The organism is Undibacterium sp. JH2W (assembly GCF_049340425.1).
Taxonomy (GTDB): Bacteria; Pseudomonadota; Gammaproteobacteria; order Burkholderiales; family Burkholderiaceae_D; genus Undibacterium.
In genome coordinates this window covers 20396-41632 of the sequence record NZ_JBMPOT010000007.1, presented here as the reverse complement: position 1 = coordinate 41632, position 21237 = coordinate 20396, and the positions used below count along the sequence as shown (strand labels likewise).

The 21237-nt window shown below is 51.5% G+C and carries 21 protein-coding genes and 1 riboswitch; of the genes, 16 read left to right on the top strand and 5 right to left on the bottom strand.

All coding sequences use genetic code 11. The features are described from left to right. The first annotated feature begins 23 nt into the window (after window positions 1–23). The 14 genes from ACO0LC_RS11525 (at window position 24) to ACO0LC_RS11460 (ending at window position 13809) form a co-directional block, all read left to right on the top strand. Window positions 24–791, top strand: coding sequence for an adenosylcobinamide-GDP ribazoletransferase (locus ACO0LC_RS11525; protein ID WP_423003106.1), 768 nt, complete (start codon window positions 24–26; stop codon window positions 789–791). Then, window positions 792–1340: a histidine phosphatase family protein gene (locus ACO0LC_RS11520; RefSeq protein ID WP_423003104.1), complete on the top strand. Its 549-nt coding sequence runs from the start codon at window positions 792–794 to the stop codon at window positions 1338–1340. Window positions 1341–1395: 55 nt separating this feature from the next. Further along, window positions 1396–1740 (top strand): PilZ domain-containing protein, encoded by a 345-nt coding sequence (locus ACO0LC_RS11515; protein ID WP_423003102.1) that lies wholly within the window; start codon window positions 1396–1398, stop codon window positions 1738–1740. A gap of 105 nt (window positions 1741–1845) precedes the next feature. After that, window positions 1846–2084, top strand: a riboswitch (cobalamin riboswitch). A gap of 136 nt (window positions 2085–2220) precedes the next feature. Then, the gene (locus tag ACO0LC_RS11510) at window positions 2221–4119 is read left to right on the top strand and encodes a TonB-dependent receptor domain-containing protein (protein ID WP_423003100.1); all 1899 of its coding nucleotides are present in this window, start codon (window positions 2221–2223) and stop codon (window positions 4117–4119) included. A 133-nt stretch (window positions 4120–4252) separates the two neighbouring features. Beyond that, a complete protein-coding gene (locus ACO0LC_RS11505) occupies window positions 4253–5311 on the top strand; it encodes a FecCD family ABC transporter permease (RefSeq protein ID WP_423003600.1) in 1059 nt (352 codons plus the stop codon). Then, window positions 5311–6072, top strand: a complete 762-nt coding sequence (locus tag ACO0LC_RS11500; protein WP_423003098.1) for an ABC transporter ATP-binding protein — start codon at window positions 5311–5313, stop codon at window positions 6070–6072. Before ACO0LC_RS11505 ends, ACO0LC_RS11500 begins: the two co-directional genes overlap by 1 nt. An 8-nt stretch (window positions 6073–6080) precedes the next feature. Continuing rightward, window positions 6081–6716 carry a cob(I)yrinic acid a,c-diamide adenosyltransferase gene (gene cobO, locus ACO0LC_RS11495; protein WP_423003096.1) on the top strand — a complete coding sequence of 212 codons (636 nt, stop codon included), beginning with the start codon at window positions 6081–6083 and terminating at the stop codon, window positions 6714–6716. Beyond that, on the top strand, window positions 6710–8023 hold the full coding sequence (locus tag ACO0LC_RS11490; protein WP_423003094.1) for a cobyrinate a,c-diamide synthase: 1314 nt from the start codon (window positions 6710–6712) through the stop codon (window positions 8021–8023). The genes cobO and ACO0LC_RS11490 overlap by 7 nt, the downstream gene beginning before the upstream one ends. Next, complete coding sequence (cobU, locus tag ACO0LC_RS11485) at window positions 8020–8601, top strand: bifunctional adenosylcobinamide kinase/adenosylcobinamide-phosphate guanylyltransferase (protein ID WP_423003093.1); 582 nt, start codon at window positions 8020–8022, stop codon at window positions 8599–8601. Before ACO0LC_RS11490 ends, cobU begins: the two co-directional genes overlap by 4 nt. After that, window positions 8595–9548: an adenosylcobinamide-phosphate synthase CbiB gene (gene cbiB, locus ACO0LC_RS11480; RefSeq protein ID WP_423003091.1), complete on the top strand. Its 954-nt coding sequence runs from the start codon at window positions 8595–8597 to the stop codon at window positions 9546–9548. Before cobU ends, cbiB begins: the two co-directional genes overlap by 7 nt. Continuing rightward, window positions 9541–10584: a threonine-phosphate decarboxylase CobD gene (gene cobD, locus ACO0LC_RS11475; RefSeq protein ID WP_423003089.1), complete on the top strand. Its 1044-nt coding sequence runs from the start codon at window positions 9541–9543 to the stop codon at window positions 10582–10584. The genes cbiB and cobD overlap by 8 nt, the downstream gene beginning before the upstream one ends. An 84-nt stretch (window positions 10585–10668) precedes the next feature. Further along, window positions 10669–11547: a cobalamin-binding protein gene (locus ACO0LC_RS11470; protein ID WP_423003087.1), complete on the top strand. Its 879-nt coding sequence runs from the start codon at window positions 10669–10671 to the stop codon at window positions 11545–11547. Further along, window positions 11544–12353, top strand: a complete 810-nt coding sequence (locus ACO0LC_RS11465; protein WP_423003085.1) for a cobalamin-binding protein — start codon at window positions 11544–11546, stop codon at window positions 12351–12353. The genes ACO0LC_RS11470 and ACO0LC_RS11465 overlap by 4 nt, the downstream gene beginning before the upstream one ends. A 34-nt stretch (window positions 12354–12387) precedes the next feature. Further along, complete coding sequence (locus ACO0LC_RS11460) at window positions 12388–13809, top strand: cobyric acid synthase (RefSeq protein ID WP_423003598.1); 1422 nt, start codon at window positions 12388–12390, stop codon at window positions 13807–13809. On the opposite strand, the gene ACO0LC_RS11455 is transcribed toward ACO0LC_RS11460, so the two are convergent. The 3 genes from ACO0LC_RS11455 to ACO0LC_RS11445 all read right to left on the bottom strand — a co-directional run bounded on the left by ACO0LC_RS11455 (window position 13806) and on the right by ACO0LC_RS11445 (window position 16196). Further along, on the bottom strand, window positions 13806–14213 hold the full coding sequence (locus ACO0LC_RS11455; RefSeq protein ID WP_423003083.1) for a hypothetical protein: 408 nt from the start codon (window positions 14211–14213) through the stop codon (window positions 13806–13808). The genes ACO0LC_RS11460 and ACO0LC_RS11455 overlap by 4 nt on opposite strands. A 76-nt stretch (window positions 14214–14289) precedes the next feature. After that, window positions 14290–15891, bottom strand: a complete 1602-nt coding sequence (locus tag ACO0LC_RS11450; RefSeq protein WP_423003081.1) for a PepSY-associated TM helix domain-containing protein — start codon at window positions 15889–15891, stop codon at window positions 14290–14292. Window positions 15892–15902: 11 nt separating this feature from the next. Next, window positions 15903–16196, bottom strand: coding sequence for a hypothetical protein (locus tag ACO0LC_RS11445; protein WP_423003079.1), 294 nt, complete (start codon window positions 16194–16196; stop codon window positions 15903–15905). Between the two features lie 59 nt (window positions 16197–16255). Between ACO0LC_RS11445 and ACO0LC_RS11440 the strand changes: the two genes are divergently transcribed. Beyond that, window positions 16256–16387, top strand: coding sequence for a hypothetical protein (locus tag ACO0LC_RS11440; RefSeq protein WP_423003077.1), 132 nt, complete (start codon window positions 16256–16258; stop codon window positions 16385–16387). Between the two features lie 152 nt (window positions 16388–16539). On the opposite strand, the gene ACO0LC_RS11435 is transcribed toward ACO0LC_RS11440, so the two are convergent. Together ACO0LC_RS11435 and ACO0LC_RS11430 are read right to left on the bottom strand one after the other, a co-directional pair. Next, entirely contained in the window at window positions 16540–18492 is a 1953-nt protein-coding gene (locus ACO0LC_RS11435; protein WP_423003075.1) for a TonB-dependent receptor domain-containing protein, read from the bottom strand. Between the two features lie 593 nt (window positions 18493–19085). Next, window positions 19086–19391, bottom strand: coding sequence for a hypothetical protein (locus ACO0LC_RS11430; RefSeq protein ID WP_423003073.1), 306 nt, complete (start codon window positions 19389–19391; stop codon window positions 19086–19088). 200 nt (window positions 19392–19591) lie between these two features. Here ACO0LC_RS11430 and ACO0LC_RS11425 point away from each other — a divergent pair, with 200 nt between their 5' ends. Continuing rightward, window positions 19592–21226, top strand: a complete 1635-nt coding sequence (locus ACO0LC_RS11425; protein WP_423003071.1) for a DUF342 domain-containing protein — start codon at window positions 19592–19594, stop codon at window positions 21224–21226. Window positions 21227–21237: the final 11 nt, after the last annotated feature.

Sequence of the window (21237 nt, the reverse complement as noted above, 5' to 3'; positions counted from 1 at the left end):
AATCTATCATTGCGGGAGCTGGTTTGCATCAACTACGCCTATTCTTGATTGCACTGCAATTTTTTACCCGCATCCCCATACCTGCCTGGGTGGGGTTTGAACCTGACTGGTTGCGCCAGTCTTCCCGCTATTTTCCAGCAACTGGCTGGATAGTTGGCGTGGTCTGCGCTGCCGTGTATGTCGCCGCGGCACAACTGTGGCCGCATGCTGTGGCGGTGCTGCTGTCTACTATCGCCGGCGTCTTGCTGACGGGCGCTTTTCATGAGGATGGTTTTGCCGATGTCTGCGATGGCTTTGGCGGTGGCATGACGCCAGAACGCGTGCTGGAAATCATGAAGGATTCTCGGGTTGGTGCCTATGGCGCCATAGGGATTTTTCTGCTGCTGACATGCAAGCTGGCAATGCTCATCAGCCTGCCAACAAGGCTGGTGTTGCCAGCCTTGTTATTGGCGCACACTTTGTCGCGCCTGGCCTCATGCAGCCTGATCTGGCGTATGCAGTATGCCCGCCACGAGGGTAAGGCCAAGCCACTGGCGCAAGAAATGCATGCGGGTGAATTTCTGGTCGCCAGCCTGACAGTGTTGCTCCCCGCTGCTTTGTTGTTATATTACTTTCCCATGCCTCTCAAGGCATTGCTGTTGGCTTTTGCTTTGCCAGTTTTGCTGACATGGTACATGGCACGCATGTTTCAGCGCCGGATAGGCGGTTTTACCGGGGACTGTCTCGGTGCTACCCAACAAGTGGCAGAACTTGCCATCTATTTGGGTTTGCTGGCTTTTCAGGTGTCTTGAATGCGCTTGCATGTTATCAGGCACACCCAGCCTTTGATCCCTGTCGGCCTGTGCTATGGCCAGGCTGATGTTGCTGTGTCAGAGGCGGCGTGTATCACATTGGCGAATCAGCTTGCTACCCAATTGCCTGCTGGCTTGCCAGTATTTTCCAGCCCCTTGCAACGCTGCGCCAGGCTTGCCAAACTATTGCATATGGCCCCGGTATTTTGCGCCGACCTGATGGAAATCAATTTTGGCGACTGGGAAATGCAGGCTTGGGAGCATATTCCGCGCAACCAGATTGATGCCTGGGCCGCAGCGCCTGCCACTTACAGGCCGGGCGGCCTTGAATCAGCAGTCGATGTCGCGCAACGCGTCATCCATTGGCTGACAGAATTGCGTCAGCTGGATTTGCCAGAAGCGATCGTTGTGACTCATGCTGGCATCATGCGCATGCTAAGCGCCTGGCAGGAAGAGGTGAGTGCGGAAGGGTTAGCGCAGCAAGTGTGTACACAAAATTTCAGTTTCCCCTTTGGTGAGCGCAAGGAAATACTGGTATTCCTTCAATAATCCAGATAGTATTTACGCAAGACCTACACGAAAACCATGTGTGCATGGCCATCGCATGATAGAACTCCGGAGATCACCGCGTATTACCGTCACATGGCGAGCAGGTGTCAAGTTGCCTGATGGCAGGCTGTTGCTAGCCAAGGTGGTTAATCTATCCGCTGACGGCGTACTCTTGCATGTGCCTGAAAACTTGCTGCCTCAGCGTACTTATCCCATGATGGTAGAAATTCCTGGCATCTACCAGGAGGCGGACATCCATAAGGTCAGTTGCAAGTGCACGGTCAGGCATGCCATTCTCAGTGGCGAGATTTATCATGTGGGCGTGCAGTTGTCGGAAATGTCTGAGCTGCATGCGCAACTGGTCTCTGCCTGGATCTCCAAGACTGCACATCTGACTTGAAATTTGGGTGCTATCAAGCCATATCTGCTTTGTTTTCAATCAGTTAATAAACTGATTTGTCTCAGCTTTTAAGCTGGCTTAACTTGCGGCTACCCCCGTCTGTCTATAGAATGGCGGGGTTTTGGTGCTCGCGGATATACTCATATCTGCGGTTAAACGGGAAACACTAAGCGCTTGCCTAAGTGTGCTGCCCCCGCAACGGTGTACAAGTTGCTGCGAATTGAATACATACAGTAGTTCTAGCCCGCAGCCAGCCATTTTCCAATACCACTGTGCAATGTGCATGGGAAGGTCAGATGGTGATGCTTGTCAGCCCGGATACCGGCCAGAATACGTGAAGTAATACGGACGGGGAACTCCTGAAACAGAAATGCACTGTTTGCTGTCGCGCATGGTGCTGAATCTTGTCAGTTCTTATTGCTTTGTTAAAAGTGGCCTGCGGGGACGTCGGCTGCTTGCTCCATTTTTTTCTGAAATATCATGACAACTGTATTCAAACCACTCGCCCTCAGCCTGGCCCTGGCCGCTGCATTTCCATCCACTACTGTGTTTGCTCAAGCCACTTCTGTCAGTGCAGTTTCCAACGTAGTCATTACCGCTGGCCGTCAGACGCAAGCGGCCAAAGATGTATTGGCTGACAACGTCGTCATCACTGCAGAAGACATCGCCAAATCCGGCGCGGCTTCTATTGTCGATCTCTTGCAGCAACAGCGCGGTATAGAAATTACCCGCAATGGTGGTCCTGGTACTACCTCATCTGTCTTCATGCGCGGTGGCAATAATACACAAAACGTGGTGCTGATTGACGGTGTGCGCATCGGCTCTTCGACTTTAGGTGGCGCGACATGGTCTGCTATACCATTGTCACAGGTCGACCGTATCGAAGTCGTGTATGGACCTTTGTCCAGTCTGTATGGTGCTGATGCCATGGGCGGTGTGATACAGATATTCACTAAAAAAGGCACAGGTGAAATTTCACCTGCCGTATCTGCAGGCCTGGGCAGCTATGGCACACGCAAACTGCAAGCGGGTATTACAGGTTCGGTTGCCAGTAATCTCAGTCTCAGCTTGAGTGCAGCGCACGAAGAGAGTGATGGCTTTTCTGCCAGCAAGCCAGGGGCAGGCATATATACTTATAACCCGGATAAAGATGGTTACAAGATGGATAGCTTCAATGGCCGTCTGGTATGGGAAATCAGCAAGGGTTATGAACTGGGCGCCAGCATTTTACATAGCCGCAATGATGCACAGTTTGATGCAGGACCATCAAAAGATGACCGTAGTGTCTCGACACTGGAAACCATAGCCGTCTTTGGCCGCGGCAAGTTCACCGATAACTGGTCTGCATCCCTGCAATATGCTCAAGCAGCAGACAAAGGGTATACCGATGCATCCTATGGCAAGAGCCAGATTGATACACGTCAGGATAGCCTGAGCTTACAAAATGATATCCGTATCGGCAAAGACGTATTGCAACTGATCGCAGAAACGCGTGAAGAAAAAGTTGATTCTGTTTCTGGAGGTATTCCCGCAGCAGGCATCAATGGCACGAAACGTACAACGAATTCATTTGCTGCATCTTATGTATTCAAACAAGATGCTCACCTGGCTAGCGCCAGCATACGCAATGACCGTAGCTCACAATACGGCTCCAATACGACAGGTAGCGTGGCGTATGGTTACCGTTTAAGCGATGCCTTGCGCGTCAATGCCAGCTACGGCACCAGCTTCCGTGCACCAACTTACAATGAGCTGTATTACCAGGGTTATGGCGTTGCCACCAACAGGCCGGAAAAAGCAAAGAATGCTGAAATTGGCCTGTATTATGAGCAGGGCGACACTCAGTTGAGTGCTGTTTACTATCAAAACAAGGCAACAGACTTGCTGGTGTATGTTGCTGGTAAAGATCCCCAAGGTAAGCCCTATTGCCCTGGTACGCCTGATTATGCTTATGGCTGCGCAACTAATGTCAATAAGGCGACTTTGTCTGGCCTGACAATTGGCGGCACCACCCGTTTTGCTGATCTGACTTTGCGTGGCTCGATTGATATTCAAGATCCCAAAGACGACACGGCAAACAAACGCCTGGCACGTCGCGCCAAACAACACGGTACTCTGGCATTAGAATATGCATTGCAAAAAGAAGCAAAAATTGGTGTAGAAACCATCTACTCTGGTGATCGTTTTGATGATGCAGCCAACACCAAATCCCTGGGTTCTTATAATTTGCTGAATCTGTATGCAACTTATGAAGTAGCAAAAAACACGACGATACTGGCGCGCTGGAATAATGCCCTGAACAAAGACTATGAGCTGGCAAAAAATTATGCGACAGCTGGTTCCAATGTATTTGTCGGTGTGAACTACGGCTTTAAATAATTTTGTCCTTTAGTGATGGCGGTTTCATGTTGATATGATCCGTCATACTGCTTGTTTTTCATGATATGCGGACCATGTCGCTGACATGGTGCTGCATATCAGTTAGTTGTTTTTCTTCTGGACCAGACCGATGATGACGTCCCTTTTTTCTACACGACAGCGGCTTTCGGTCAACAAACCGGCTGTTGCTCAACGTGCTGGCTTGGTCCTCCCGATTTTAATGACTGCTGCCATAGGCAGTGTGCTGATCGCCTGTGTTTGTGGTTCGGTCTCGCTGAGTTTTGCTGAGTTATGGCAAGCCTTGCTGGAGTTGCTGCATGGCCAGCCGACCACCTTGCCAGGCAGCCTGCTGGACTTGCGCCTGGGCCGTGCCCTGACTGGGTTTGTAACCGGTGCTACCTTGGCGCTATCTGGTGTCATGATGCAAGCCTTGTTACGCAATCCCTTGGCTGATCCTTATGTCCTGGGCATCTCTGGAGGTGCTTCGGTCGGCGCGCTGGCGACCATATTGTTTTTTGGCTTATCCTGGCTGGTTGACCTTGCCGCTTTCGCTGGCGCGATCAGTGTTGCTTTATTGTTGTTTGGCCTGGCTTATCATGATTTGCGTGGCGCTGGCAGCACCGATGGCAGCGCACCTATTCTCTTGCTGACTGGTGTCATCGTCGCTACCGGCTGTGGTGCCGTGATCACCTTGATGTTATCGATTGCACCTGATAGTCGTTTGCGCGGCATGGTGTTCTGGATGATAGGGGACTTATCGAATTCACAATCGCGCTATCTGCCCTGGGTCATATTAGCGATCATCGCTGTGTTTGCCATGCGCAATGCCAGGTCCATTAATGTCGCTGCCATGCATGCAGACAGTGCCAGTACTCTCGGTGTCAATATAGGCCGCTTGCGGCAATTATTGTTTTTGAGTGCCGCCTTGTTGACTGCCAGTGCCGTCAGTAATGCCGGTAGCATAGGTTTTGTCGGCCTTATTATGCCCCATGCCTGCCGTTTCGCCTGGGGGCCGGATCACCGCTTGCTGATACCTGCTGCCAGTCTGGCAGGAGGCTGCTTTTTAGTGCTGGCTGATACTGTGGCGCGCACTGTCGTCGCGCCCCAGCAATTGCCGGTAGGGGTGATTACTGCCATGGTGGGCGTGCCGGTATTCCTGTTGCAACTGCATCAATTACGGCGGAGGCGTTAATGGATATCCGCTCCCTTCATTTATCAGTAGGTAAGCGTGTCCTGTTACGCGATTTGAATTGGCAGGTACAGCCTGGCGAATGCTGGTGCATCATAGGCCGCAATGGCGCTGGTAAAAGCACTTTGCTGCGTACCTTGGCAGGCATGCGTACCGTAGAGAGTGGTCAGATTTATTTACAGGACAAGCGCCTGCAGGATTGGCCATTGACGCAACTGGCACGCCAGCGTTCTTTTTTACCGCAAGCCCGGGCTGATGCTTTTGGTTATTCGGCACTCGACACTGTTCTGAGCGCGCGCCATCCCTACCAGGATGTGCATTACTGGGAAAATAGTGAAGACATGGATTTTGCCATGGCGGCGCTGGCCGAGCTGGATGTCGCCGACCTGGCTGAGCGCGATGTGCGCAGCCTGTCTGGCGGCGAAAGACAGCGGGTCGCCATCGCCGCCTTGCTGGCCCAGGATGCCAGATGGATGTTGCTCGATGAACCAGCCAATGCCCTGGATCTGGGACACCAGGTCAGTGTCATGCAACTCTTTGCTCGTCTGTGTCGTGAGCAAGACAAGGCAGTCATCATGGTAAGCCATGATTTGAACATGGCATATCGCATTGCCACGCATGCCCTGTTGCTGATGGGTGATGGTAGCTGGCTGGCCGGGCCTGCTGAAGATATCTTCAAGGTGTCTTCGCTGAGTACTTGTCTTGGACATCCCATAGAACGCATCACCCACGGTGAGCACAGCTTATTCCTCCCGCAAAACTGAAGATTACTATGACTGAAACATTGCCCAAACCAGACACCCCGACTGACAACATCAACACCCGTCATGAGCGCCGCATGCAACGCAAAAAGGCGATGATGGATGAAAAGATAGAAAAGGCGCAACGCAAGACCGGCGTCTTGCTGGTACATACCGGCAATGGCAAGGGTAAAAGTTCCAGCGCCTTTGGCATGGTCATGCGCGCCATGGGGCATGGCATGAAGGTAGGTGTAGTGCAGTTCATCAAGGGCGCGATGTCGACAGGAGAAGAAATTTTCTTGCGCCGCTTTCCTGATGAAGTTGAATTCCATGCCATGGGCGAAGGCTATACCTGGGTCACCCAGAACCGTGAACGCGATATGGAAAAAGCCGCAGCCGCGTGGGAACAGGCAAAGCGCTTTTTGACTGACCCCACCATAGGCCTGGTTGTGCTGGATGAACTCAATATCGCCCTCAAATACCATTACCTGGACATCCAGATGGTCATTGATGATCTCGATGGCAGGCCAGAAATGCAGCACGTTGCCGTCACTGGTCGCGGTGCCTTGCCAGAGATTATCGCGATTGCTGATACCGTCACAGAAATGAATGTCATCAAACATGCTTTCAAAGAAGGTATCGTGGCACAGGCGGGCGTGGAATGGTAAGGCCCAGCGCCAAGGTCGTACTGATATCGGCCATTGCATCAGGTCAAGGAAAAACCACGACTACGGCAGCACTGGCGCGCAAGCTGGTGAAGCTTGGAAAGACTGTACGTGTATTTAAAACCGGTCCAGACTTTATCGACCCCATGATGCTGGAGCGTGCCTGTGGCTCTCCTGTACATTCACTGGATTTGTGGATGGTAGGGCAGGCTGATTCCGAAGGCATGCTGGCACGTGCAGCGCTGGATACCGATGTCATTCTCATCGAAGGCGTCATGGGCCTGTATGACGGCAATCCCTCATCGGCTGATCTGGCCCGTGCCTTTGGCGTGCCTGTCGTGGCGGTGCTCGACGCCTCTGCCATGGCGCAGACTGTCGGTGCATTGGCCATGGGTTTGCGTGACTTTGGACCTGTGCACCTGGCTGGTGTCATCGCCAACCGCATCGCCTCAGAAGGCCATGCCAAGATGGTAGCGGCTGCCATGCGCGATATACCCTTGCTCGGCAGCCTGCGTAGGCAGGAAGCAGCCTTGCCCGAGCGCCACCTGGGTCTGGTCTTGCCACAAGAAGTGGATCACATCGAAGCCATACTCGATGCCATGGCCGACAGCCTGGAACTGGACATGCCAGCCTGGGATGCCTTGCCGGACACCAGTTTTGAATTACGCGAACATGCATCTCAGCATATATCTCAATCAGCCGCCAATCTGGCAGGCAAGACCATCGCCATTGCGCGTGATGCCGCATTTGCCTTTATCTATCCAGCCAATATTGAATGCCTGATAGGGCTGGGCGCAGAGCTAATTTTCTTTTCACCTTTGGCAGATGAAGCGATACCGCCGCAAGCGGATGCCCTGTACCTGCCCGGTGGTTATCCAGAATTGCATGCAAAGACGCTGACGCAGGCCAGTAACTGGCTGGCATCTCTGCACGCCGCTCATACGCAAGGCATGCCTGTATTGGCTGAGTGCGGCGGCATGATGGCGATTACTGAAGGTCTGGTAGACAAGCAAGGACAAAGCTGGCCCATGGCAGGCATCTTGCCTGGCAAAGTCATCATGCAAGAAAGACTGGCAGCGCTGGGTGCACAAGCCTGGAATACATCGCAGGGCGAATTGCGCGGACATACCTTTCATTACTCACGCTTTGAAACCATATTGACGGCCAGCAGCCATACCATCAAGCATACTACTCAGCAGCAGGGCGAAGCTATTTACCGAGTTGGCAATGTGTGTGCTTCTTATTTTCATGCCTACTTTGCATCTAATCCAGCGGCAACGGCAGCATTGTTCTTAAGAAATTTAACATGAAATCCGCACACCGTACCAGTCTGATTTTTGGCGGTGCGCGTTCGGGCAAGAGCGCCTTTGCCGAGCGACTGGCAAGCAGACTCCTCAGTGACGGCAAACAAGAAGTTCTGTACCTCGCAACCGCCAGTGCAGGCGATGCTGAGATGAAAGAGCGCATTGCTCACCACCGCGCACGCCGCCCCGTACATTGGGGCACACTGGAACAAAGCCTGGAACTGGGCGCGACCATCATGGCGCATAGCCGTGCAGACAATATCATCCTCGTCGATTGCCTGACAGTCTGGCTGTCGAATCTCTTGTTTTCAGAAGCGACAGATTTCCCTGAGGTAGGCCACATCACGCCTCCACCACAGTTTGCCGTGCAACGCCAGGCTTTGCTGGATGCACTGGTGCAGACACCGGGGCAGATTATTCTGGTATCGAATGAAGTCGGTATGGGCATAGTCCCCATGGGGGCAGTATCGCGCTGGTTTGTCGATGAAGCAGGGCGTTTGAATCAGGCGGTGGCGGCCATCGCAGACAATGTGGTCTGGGTCGCCGCCGGTTTGCCGCTGTATTTTAAAGGCCAGCCATGCTGATGCAGGATGGTCAGGTCATGGTGTCATGCCTGTTGCTGGGTATCTTGCTGGACCTGGCGTTGGGTGAGGCGAGTAAATTCCATCCGCTGGTGGGCTTTGGTAATTTGGCAAATGCCGTCGAGCGGTGGTTGAACAAGCCAACAGCTAGCCGCTGGACTGGTGCTTTGGGATGGTGCCTGGCGGTTTTACCGCTGGTTGGATTGAGTGTGCTAGCACTGCTGCTGGCGCAGCATTTTAGTATGTGGCTGGCCGCTATATTGCACATCGTATTGCTGTATTTTTGCCTGGGTTTGCGCAGCCTGCGCGAGCATAATGCCACCATTGCTACTGCCTTGCAGGCGGGTGATTTACCGGAGGCGAGAAAACGCACTTCGTATATCGTTAGCCGCGATACACAAGATGCAGATGAGGCTTACCTAGCCAAGGCCAGCGTCGAATCCGTATTGGAAAATGGCTGCGATGCCGTCTTTGCCACCTTGTTCTGGTTTACCTTGCTCGGTGGCCTAGGTGCAGTCTTGTACCGCCTCGTGAATACTCTTGATGCCATGTGGGGTTATCGCTCCACGCGCTTTCTGCGCTTTGGCTGTGTGGCTGCGCGCATGGATGATGTCATGAACTGGCTACCTGCGCGACTGACTGCATGCACCTATGCGACTTTGGGCAAGACCCGTCTGGCATGGCAATGCTGGCGGCGCCAGGCATCTGGCTGGCCTAGTCCGAATGCGGGCCCAGTGATGGCCGCTGGTGCCGGTGCGCTTGGCTTGGCGCTGGGTGGCGCGGCTAGTTACGACGGCGTGTTGGAAACCCGGCCACCACTGGGAGAAGGTGAGATGGCCAAGGCGGAAGATATTCTTCGTGCTCTGCGTCTGGTAGAAACGGGTGCTGCATTGTGGTGTGGCATAGCTTTGCTGGCAGTCTTATTTTTGAGTGGAGTCATGCATGCTTGAACACGGTGGCAACCTGCGCGATGCAGTGAGGCATTTTGGCCGTCCACTGGAAGACTGGCTGGACTTATCGACAGGCATCAATCCTCACTTTTATCCTGCGCCACAACTGACAGCGAATGCCTGGCATCGCTTGCCTGAATATTCTGATGAATTGGCAAAAGCTGCGCAAACTTATTATCGTGCGCCACAGATGCTCGCCGTGGCGGGATCACAGGCAGTCATACAAGCCTTGCCGCGCTTGCGTCCGGCAGCAAAGGTCGTTGTGTCTGCCCCCAGCTATGCTGAACATGCTTACCAATGGCGGCAAGCCGGACATGCAGTGACAGAATGTATATATGCAGAACTGGATGCAGCCGTCGAACAGGCAGATGTCGTAGTGCTGTGCAATCCCAATAATCCTACCGGCGAATTTATCCCGGCAGACCAGCTTTTGCGCTGGGCTGCGCAACTGTCTGAGCGCGGTGGTTGGCTGGTCGTTGATGAAGCCTTTGCTGATACTCTGCCCGACATCAGTGTAGCGGCCCATGCCGACCAGCCTGGCCTTATCGTCTTGCGCTCAGTTGGCAAGTTCTTTGGCCTGGCAGGTATACGCCTGGGTTTTGTCGCTGCTGAAAGAAGTCTGTTGCAGCAATTGGCGAATTATCTTGGCCCCTGGAGTGTTAGCGGGCCTGCCCAGCAAATAGCTATCGTGGCCTTGAATGACCAGCAGTGGCAAGTGCAGACAGCTCAACGCTTGCAGCAAGAAGGTGAACGACTGCGTCAACTTTTGAAAGTGCATGATATACGTTCATCAGGCACTGATCTGTTCCAATGGTGCAGTCATGAAGACTTAAATAATAAATCAGAACAGTTGTGGCAATTCATGGCAGAACGCGGGATCTGGCTGCGCTGGTTTGCGCAGGGAGCACACAGGCCGCATGGTCTGCGCTTTGGCTTGCCGGGGAGTGAGTCGGGGCGGTTGCGTTTGGAGGCTGGCCTGGGCGAATGGTCGGAAATTCAAAACCACTCACCACAGAGGCACGGAGACACAGAGTGAGCACAGAGGAAGTGCAAAAGATAGTTCGTTTTTTTCTTTGAGTATTGGAGTGATATGTTCAGGCTTTTGAGTTTTGTAATCATTATGATGGCTGCAGCTCATGTGCAGGCAGCTATTACTGTAATTGATGACTTGGGTAATCAAGTTACTCTGGCCAAGCCTGCGCAGCGGATTATTAGTTTGTCGCCGCATGTGACGGAAATGATTTATGTGGCAGGCGCAGGTGACAGGATTATTGCTACGGTCAAGTACAGTGATTATCCGGCGGCGGCAAAAAATATTCCGCATGTTGGTGATAACCGCCAATTGGATATTGAACGCATACTGGCGATGAAGCCGGATTTACTCATCGTCTGGATGCATGGTGCTTATGAGCGTCAGTTGGAAATTTTGCATAATTCTGGCATCCCTTATTTCTTCAGCGAGCCGCACAAGCTCGACAATGTGGCGGAAACTTTGCTCAAATTCGGTAGCCTGTTCGGCACAGAAAAACAGGCGCAGGTAGCGGCGACAGAATTCCGGCAGCAAGTGCAACAACTGAGTACTCAGCACCAAAATAAAAGCAAGGTCAAGACTTTTTACCAGGTATGGGGCAAGCCACTTTACACTTTGAATGACAGCCACATCGTCAGCGATGCGATACGTACCTGCGGTGGTGAAAATATCTTCGGAAAATTAGCTACCACGGCACCTGTGGTCGGCACAGAAGCAGTCTTGCAGGAAAACCCTGAGGTCATCATCACTGGTGACAGTAAAACCCAGGCTGTGAGTGGTGTCGAGCAATGGAAGACTTTTCCTACCTTGCTGGCGACAAAAAACAATAATTTGATCTCAATAGAAGGTGATCTGCTCAACCGCTCAGGTCCGCGCATTATCGAAGGTGCCAAACTGATATGCCAGGCACTGGAGCAAGCCAGGCAGAAGCGTGATAAAACCGTGGCACCGTCACAAGGGAAGAAATGAATTCAATCAGCCTGTATCAACGTATTGCCTGCCTCTCTACAGAAGCGGTGGAAGTCTTGTATGCCCTGGGGGCAGAAGATTATGTGGTGGGCATTTCTGGCTATACCACCAGGCCAGCCCGGGCGCGTGATGAAAAGCCCAAAGTCAGCGGGTTTTCATCGGCGCAGATAGACCGTATCCTTGCAGTCAAGCCTGACCTTGTTGTTGCTTATTCAAATATGCAAGCCGAGATTTCGCGTGAACTGATTAGTGCAGGTATAGAAGTGCATGTCTTTAACCAGCGTGATGTTGCTGGTATTTTGCAAATGATCAAAGTATTGGCGACCCTGGTTGGCAAGCAGGAGCAGGGTGCGCTATTGATTGCAGAATTGCAGTCACAAATAACAACGATCAAACAACAAAGCGCAAACTGGGCACACAGGCCAAAAATCTATTTCGAAGAATGGAATGACCCGCTCATGTCTTGCATAGGCTGGGTGTCAGAGTTGATACACATTGCTGGTGGTGAGGATGCTTTTGCTGATCTGGCTCAGCATCATAGCGCCAAAGAACGTATTATTGCCGACCCGGCAGAAGTCATACGGCGTGCACCAGATATCATCATCGGTTCCTGGTGTGGCAAGAAATTCCGGCCTGAAAGTGTAGTGGCGCGCGAAGGCTGGGATTATATTCCAGCAGTAAGAAATGGCAGGGTGCTGGAGATAAAGTCAGCTGATATCCTCTCGCCAGGCCCCTCAGCGATACAGCATGGCTTGATGCAATTGCATATACTGATTGCTGAATGGCAGTCCGCACAAAACCCTTGAACAAGAATCCTATCCTATGAAAATATCCACGCTGATGGTGCAGGGCACGACTTCTGACGCTGGCAAAAGCACGGTGGTTGCAGCCCTGTGCCGTCTATTGTATCGCCAGGGTGTGCGCGTGGTCCCTATGAAGCCGCAAAACATGGCACTCAATAGTGCCGTGACCATAGACGGCGGTGAGATAGGCCGCGCCCAGGCCTTGCAGGCGCTGGCGGCGGGCTTGCCTGCGCATACCGACATGAACCCGGTCTTGCTGAAACCTTCTTCCGATACTGGTGCGCAAGTCATCATCCATGGCAAGGTCAGGGCAGACATGGATGCGCGTGATTACCATCAATACAAAACTATTGCCATGGGTGCAGTGCTGGAGTCTTATACTCGTCTGCAACAGCAATATGAGGCGATTATCGTCGAAGGCGCAGGCAGCCCGGCAGAAGTGAATCTGCGTGATCGCGATATCGCCAACATGGGCTTTGCTGAGGCGGTGGATTGCCCGGTCATTCTGGTCGCAGATATAGATCGTGGCGGTGTGTTTGCCCATTTCGTCGGCACCCTGGATTGTTTGTCTGAGTCAGAACAAAAACGCATCATCGGTTTTGTCATCAATCGCTTTCGCGGTGATATCCGTTTACTGGAACCTGGCCTTGAATGGCTGGAGAAAAAGACCGGCAAACCTGTATTGGCAGTGCTGCCTTACCTGCATGGCCTGCAACTCGATGCGGAAGATGCGATACAGTCCAGCCAGGGCAATGCGGGCAAGTTCCGCATCATCGTGCCTGCCATACCGCGCATATCGAACCATACAGATTTTGATGCACTGCGTGCTCATCCCGATGTTGACCTGCAATTCATAGGCCCGGACAGGGCGATTCCACCTGCCGATCTGATTATCCTGCCCGGCAGTAAAAACACCCGTGCCGATCTGGCGTTCTTGCAGGCACAGGGCTGGCAGCCTGTGCTGGAAAAGCACTTGCGCTATGGCGGTAAAGTCATAGGCATATGCGGTGGTTACCAGATGCTGGGCCAAATCATCAGCGACCCGCATGGTGTGGAGGGGCAGGCCGGTGATTCTGATGGCTTGGGCCTGCTCGACATCACCACCGAACTGACACAGGAAAAACGTCTGCAACAAGTGACAGGCGTTTGCGCATTCAACACCAGCACGGCACAAGTCAGTGGCTACGAAATTCATATGGGCATCACCTATGCCAGCAATGACACGCAGCCTGTTTTTACCATCAATGGCGAAGACGAAGGCGCGCGCTCACCCGACGACCTGATACTCGGTACTTACCTGCACGGCCTGTTCGACCATCCAGAAGCCTGTGCCGCCTTGCTGGCCTGGGCGGGGCTGGAAAGCGAGCAAAAGGTTGATTTGGCTGCATTGCGTGAGCATAGCTTGAACCGGGTGGCAGATGTCTGCGTGCCGCTGCTGGATGCCTTGCAGCGTCTTTAATTTGCCACTGCCTGTTTTTCAACAGGCAGTAACTGCGCAATCCCAAAAGCGATTTCAAACACAGTGAAGGCCAGTATGATCTGGCTGGCCCCATGAGCGACAGCATACAGCTGCCACATGCTGAACAGGATGCGCCCGGCAGCATCATAGCGGCCATATTCCATGCGGGTGTCACGCAAGCGCAAAATTGCCCAGATCGTGACAATAGATCCCAGCAAGTTTGCCATCAGGACATGGGCAGCGGCAAATGCCGGGAATTCACCTGCAATGCCCAGGCTGCTATTGAGCTGTGACAGGCTTTGGTGAAGGTGTGCAAAACTCCAGGGCGTAGCAAAGCCTATGGTGACGATCAGGTCATACCAGGCGCTGGTGCGCACGATGCGCAGGTAGGTCTTCAGTTGCATGTAGTCTCTCCATAATTAAGAAAGACTATGCTAAACCTTGGACTTGAGTCCAAGGTCAAGACACTTCTTCAATGAATTACTGGATTTGCTGTAAGGACCAGACGCTATCCTTTGTTTCATCCCTGATACGCTTGCCTGTCTTGCGTGCCGCGTAGATAAATGTCAGCGCCATTGCAATGGCAACCAGTTCTATACCGGGGCCAGTCAGGTTATTACTGGATGGGGATTGCAAGGCCATGATGACAGAGCTGCAAGGGATGGCCAGCGCAGCAAGCACGCACAACCACAGCAAATCCACAGAGGCGCGCGCAGCTCCAAGCAGATATGACCAGGCCAGTGCACTCAGAAAGACGCTGTAATACACGAATAAATAAACGAAATTGATATTCTCGGCCGCAGCAGCAAACAACTTGCCCGCCACCAGAGTGAAGCATACGCCTGCCACAGTACCCAGGCATACACCTACCGTGCCAGCAGCCATCAGCCTGGTCGACAATGTTTGTACAGGAAGTGGCTGATTTGGCCGTTGCACCTTACGGCGCTTTTCCAGCCATAACAAATTACCCGAATAAAACAGGAAGGCACCACTCAGGCCAAAAGCGAAATACACCCAGCGCATCATGTCTCCACCATAACTGCCGAAGTGCAGTGAAAAGAAGGGACCGACGATGGCGCTCCAGGTACTTTCCTTGCCCGGCAACATGCTGGCATTGATGATGACACCAGTATAGGGATGCACGATGAGGTAGCCCGCTTCCGGCCCTTGCACCAGATAGCGTGGATTGACAAGCGCTACCCTTGCCATGGGACGTGGGCTTTCCAGACCAAAGAACTGTATCTCTGAAATTCTTGAATCACCCGCTTCAGCTTTGACCTTGCTGATGATGCTGGTCAGTGGCAGCATGTCTTTGGCTGCATAGGGTTTAGCAGCAGCCGGTGGTGGCGCACCAAACATGGCCTGGTTTTTATAGACTACTTCTGCCAGACTGTCGTAAAACTGGTCATGAAAGGCAAATACAATGACGGTGATACTGATGACGATATGGTAGGGCAGGCTGGTAATGCCGATAATATTGTGCGCATCAAGCCAGAAGCGCTTGCGGTTTTTGCCGGGGCGCAGTGCAAAGAAATCTTTCGCCAGAGTCGGCAGTAATAAAATCAAGCCAGATACCAGGGCCAGGAAGTACAAAATACCTGCCACGCCCATCAGATAACCACCCAGGTATTCATCACCTATCTTTCCAGGTATGCCGCCAGTCCTGTGCAGCATGTCTATCATTTGTGCCAGTATTGACGGTAGTTCTTCTTTGGCTTGCAGTTTGCCCTCTTGATCCAGGTTGGCCATCCATTGTTTGCCTGAGAAATCCAGCTCACGCCCGGGTTTGCCTGCTGTCCAGCTCATTGTTGCTACTGTGTTTTCATGCTCGCCCAGATGCATGATGAAACCCTTGCGTGCAGCGGGATGCTGTGCCAGTGCCTGTTGCGCCAGGCTGTTGATTTCCTGTTCGCGAAGCATGGCTGGTACTGGTGCTGGCGGGCTGACCCAATGATCCAGTGGTTGCTTGAACATGGTCAAGGCGCCGGCAAAGAAACCGATGAACAGCAATAAGCCTGCACTGATGCCTACCCAGGTATGCAGGGATTGATAGATGCGCAAGATGTCACTTCTAATCTTCATAGACTGCTCGACTAAGTTTTTACAAGAAATAGCAGGGCATAGGCCAGCACGTTGGCAAATAGCAGCCCTGTCAATGCGCGCACGCCTGTGCGCACCAGATAAATCAGGCTGAGTATCAGCATCCATATCGGTGTGATGAGCCACATGACAAACTGCACTTTCTGTGGCGCAGCGATGCCGCCTGGACCTGCCCAGGCAAACAAGCCAGATATCGTTAACGCCAGGGTAAAGCCCAGCACCAGGCCGGATATTGTTTTAGTCCACCAGTCAGCGCGGATGGGTGTTTTTTTTGCTTCATTCTCCATGCGTTTTCTTTTTCTTGAGCAGGGGGAAAAATGGCAGCAAGCCCAAAACCAGCATACTAATGACTAGCCACGCAAATATTGCAGTTGCGATGCTGAAAGCCTGCCATCCGCAATACAAGGCCAATGCCATGAGCAGGCTGGCAATTGCAAGCAAAGGTTTTGCTGGTAAAGCCTTTGTCAGCCAGGCTTGATGCCTATGGCACAGATACAGCAGGATAGAGGCGGTCAGTGTTAGCAGAAAAAACAAAATAGACACAAGACTATTCCTGTTTAAGTAGATAGAACGAATTTGCAGCAAAAAGCCGCAGGCACGGAAATGCCGGCAGCTTTTCAACCAGCACGCCTAAAACGCCAGTGTGGCACTCACGTAATAATTGCGACCTAATTCAAAGTATGCAAAATCTTTGCTCTTTTGTTCCAGGTTCACATTAGTGAGGTTCTTTACGCCCACGCGCAAAATCAGATTGTCTTGCAGACGGGCAGACAGATTCCAGTCCAGACGGGTATAGGCTGGCAATTCCTTGCCTTCATAGAACTGGTTACCTGTGTAATGTGCAATCAGGCTTGTTTGCAGACGTTCAGTTGCTTTCCAATTTACGCCCAGTTTTGCTACATTGGCAGGACGGTTATCCAGTTTGGTTTCCTTGCCGCGCTCGTCAGTGTAGTCTGCCTTCAAATGCGTATAGTTTCCATTGATGGAGAAGGCGGGATTGATTTCAACATCACCCTGCAACTCAATGCCACTGGTCTTGGCTTTGGCAACGTTGATCCAATTGCGGGCATTTTTGACGCTATCGTAATTGGATACGATCATGGAATCTACGTCATTCTTGAACATCACGGCGCTCATATTCCAGCCTTTTTGATGCGCTTCAAAGCCGGCCTCAAAGTTAGTACTGGTCTCAGGTTTCAAGTTGGGGTTGCCTGATAAATAGCAGGCGCCTGCACAGCTGATCACAATGTACTCCGGGCTTAACTGATAGGCATCAGGGGCTTTGAATGCCTTGCTGATACCACCTTTGACAGTGACGACATTGTTGGCCTGGTAAGACAGATAAGTCTTGGGCGAAAAATGATTGCCAAAGGTATTGCTGTCATCCACACGACCAGCTAGTGTTAAATGCAAATCCTTGCTCAGGCTGATTTCATCTTCTGCAAATATCGCAGAACTTCTGGTGCTGATTTTCCCTGTCTTCAGATAAGTTAGCGGATCTTTGATCAATTGACGACGCAGGTCGACACCTGCAGTCAGGCCATGGCTGCCCAATTCCATATTGGCGTACACTTTTGCATAGGTGTTTTGCTCCTTTAACAGGCGCTGTTGCGGTTTGTTATAGCGGCTGTTGAAGTCATCAATGGAGGCGTCTTCCTGATTCAGGAACGCAGTAGTCGTACCCCAATCCCATGAAGCCTTGTGACTGATGCCATAGGTGTAGCGTGTAATTTCCTGCTCTCTGTAATCCTTGGCTTCAAATTTGTATGCAGGATAATAGGCATAGTAGTACAGCGCGTAGGGACGTTTGTCCTTGTTATAGCCAAAGTCAAAGTCCAGGGACTGGGTACCCGATAATTTCCATGTCGTTGTCGTTACCAGGTTCTGTGATTGTTTTTTCTCCAGGCGGGCAGGGCGAGTGGGGTCGGATGCCGTGGTGCTGAACCATGGCTGCCTGTCATACACTTCGCCAGAAATAGCCATGCTGAGCTGCTCATTGAAGGCACCGCTGGTGGCTGCGCCTATGCGGTATTGGTCACCTTGTTCGCCAGTGGCGATCTTGCGGTACTCGGTATTGAATGTACCTGTCCATGTTTTGGCAGGCGTCTTGGTGATGATATTGATGACGCCGCCAATGGCGTCAGAACCATACAAGGCAGCCATGGGGCCACGCACGATTTCTACTCGTTTGATGCTGTTCAAAGGGATGGAACTGAAGTCAAAGTCACTGCCGCGCCACAAGGCACCACCTGAGGAAATGCGTTTGCCGTTGACCAGCATCAAAGTGTATTTGCCGCCCAACCCGCGAATCTGGATTTCATCGCGACCCGTGCCATCAGTCTGATTGTTGACACCGACGGTTTCCCGCAATAAATCTGCCAGACTGTTTACTGGTGATTTGGCGATATCTTCAGCAGTCACCACCGTAGTAAAGGCTGGTGCTGAGGCGATGCTATGGTTACGCAAAGTTGCAGTGACTACGACCTGTTGCCCATCTGCTGATTCTTGTGACGCAGAACATACAGCTTGTCCAGCAGCTAAACTGGCCAGTACTACAACGATCAATTTCCTTTTGAAATGCATGGTTTCCCCTTTTGTTAAGGGCGTGATAATAATGCAAATAAATATTGAATGCAAATGATTCGCATTTGCATTAATAAATGAATTTATCTTTTTAAAGCACGAAGCACATGAAATTTGCATGGCATGAGGCAAATACCGGAGAAGTAAGCTTGAAATTAAAAGGAGCAAGTGATGGACGAAGCAGCGATACAGGCAATAGGCATGCTATCCAGTGACTCATATGCATGGAGGCTGACTTGCGGGGGGAGTCGTTGGCAAACTTATCGATGCGGGCATGGAATCTTATTTTGCTGATTACCGTAGCGGAAGCACAATTTATTATTTGCAGGACGGCAGCGTTGATGCGCTTGATTTTGGGTAGAAAAAGTATCCCATTCCTGCCGCATTCGATGCAGGTGCTTTGCTCGCGGCAATGCGTGAAGCGCAACGCGATGTGGTGCGCTATTCAGAATTTCTCCAGCTATCCATGGCCGCTGGTTGTGTAGGTTACATTGTCTGGATAACAGGTCACCACGTCAGTTATTTGGGGCATGCTGGCGAGGTACATGTAGAGCGTTTTTCATCGACAAATAAAATCCAGGCCTCGCCTCCGCTTATTCCAGAGTGAAATTAAAATGCTCTGCAGCCCATGATCGCCATTCTTCTGGTGCATGGGTACTGTCCAGGAGTTTTTGCACATATTCAGCATCATCAAATGCTGACATGCCCCAAAGCCTGAATGCATCGATGTAAGCCATATCATCATCAAAAGAATCGGCAAAATCACTTAAGCTCAGACCAAGTTGCCAGGGAGGGGGCAACTGGTTGGCGGCCAGCATTTGTGCCAATGTCAGCAGATCCTGTTTAAGGTCAAGGGTGACAACTTGCGCATCTTTGCATTTTATATTCGGTCTGCCCATTTTTCAGGTGTTAAAAAGTGTCGGCAAACTGTGCTTTTAAATGGAATTGCCGTCTGAATTCGCATTTATACAGGGTTTTTGCATGTATTTCAGTATCTACCAAAGTATAGCTAGCCATGTACTTGTCCGCGTGGCGTGCTTGTATGTGATGTAAGTATGTGCGACGATTTCTACATGGATTTCAATGTAAAGGAAGCATCTTGAGCGAATCGCTTTCTCATTCAGTAAACTTATCTTTTTTCACAGAAGAGCCTGCCGGTATTTTGTTTGCGCAATATGATCCCGACGATGCTGGCATCCCCCCGGATATGAGCAGTCTTGAAAGCGCGTTGCAAGCAAGTAAATGCGCCGATTTTTATAAAGACAGCGTTGCTTTACTGGCTTTCATCAAATTATGTCGCGATGCTAAAGAGTTGCAAAAATTCCAGATAGGGGAACGCAGAGACGCTGAATTCTCACTGGAAATTTCCGACGATTTATTATCTGCGTACCTGACCATGATCCCCGCTCAGGGTGGTAAAACCATAGGTAGCGCAATCAATGATGCCTTACGTGAACAGGGTATTATCCATGGGATTTTGCATAAAGAGCTCGATGCTGCCCTGGCTGCAGGTGCATGCCATCATGTGCTGATTGCAGAAGGTGAGCCACCACGCCAGGGAGTGGCAGGTAAGCTGGAGCCACTGTTTGGGGCACAAAAAAGTGAAATTACACAAAGAGATGAACTGGCGATCATCAAGTTTCGCGAGCTCAGCCATTTATTGATCGTTCATGTCGGTGACGAACTGATGCGGCGCATACCTCCAGTCCAAGGCAAGTTCGGCATGAATATCAAGGGTCAGGTTATCCTGGCCAAGCCCATGCCTGAAATGGCTTTTGGCGCGCATTTGCAGGGGGCAACACCATCTGCCGGCAACCCCGATTTACTGGTGGCGATCAATGCTGGCCAACCTGTCCTGGTAGATGATGGTGTCATCGTCAATCCGGTGTTGCAGGTGCCCGATGTGGATTTGAGTACGGGTAATATCAGTTTTGAAGGCACTATTCATGTGGATGGCGATGTCAAGGCAGGCATGATATTAAATGTCACCGGAGATATTATCGTCAACGGCATGGTGGAGGCGGCGGATATTACAGCCGGTGGCAATGTCGCAGTCAAGGGAGGGATCATAGGACTGGCAGAAAAAATGTCAGGAACACAACATCTCAGTGGGATAACTTCAAGAATTAAATGCGAAGGCTCAGTGCAAGCTCTGTTTGCCGAGAATGCCCATATAGAGGCAGGGAATAGCATACATCTGCAGCAAAATGCCAGACAGTGCGAGTTAGTCGCAAGGAGAGAAATTATCGTCGGTAAGCCAGGTTCCAATGTGGGTAATATCCTGGGTGGCCGGGCACAGGCTGCACTAGCGATTTGCGCAGTGTCTCTTGGATCACCAGCGGGGACTCGCACCCAAATTCAAGTGGGGTTTGATCCTTACCGGGATGAGCAAATTCATGACAAGCAATACCAGATAGGACGCAAGGCGGCTGAGCTGGATCAATTGATCAAGTTGCAAGCATTTTTTACCACTCACCCGCAAAAGGCAGCAGGCGGTGTTGGTGAGAAAGTCGAAGCCAAACGCCTGTATTTATTGGCGGAACTGGATGCCCTGGAAAAAGAGCTGGATGAGCTGGAAGCAGAGCAAGAGCTGATAGACAAAGCCAGTGTGAAGATCATAAAGAAAATCCACGAGGGCGTGGAGATACAAATAGGCAAGCAGAAATGGCAGGTCAAGGAAGATTCCGGGCCTGGCAATTACCAAATACATGACGGACATATTACCATCATATAAGGTCCGAAACC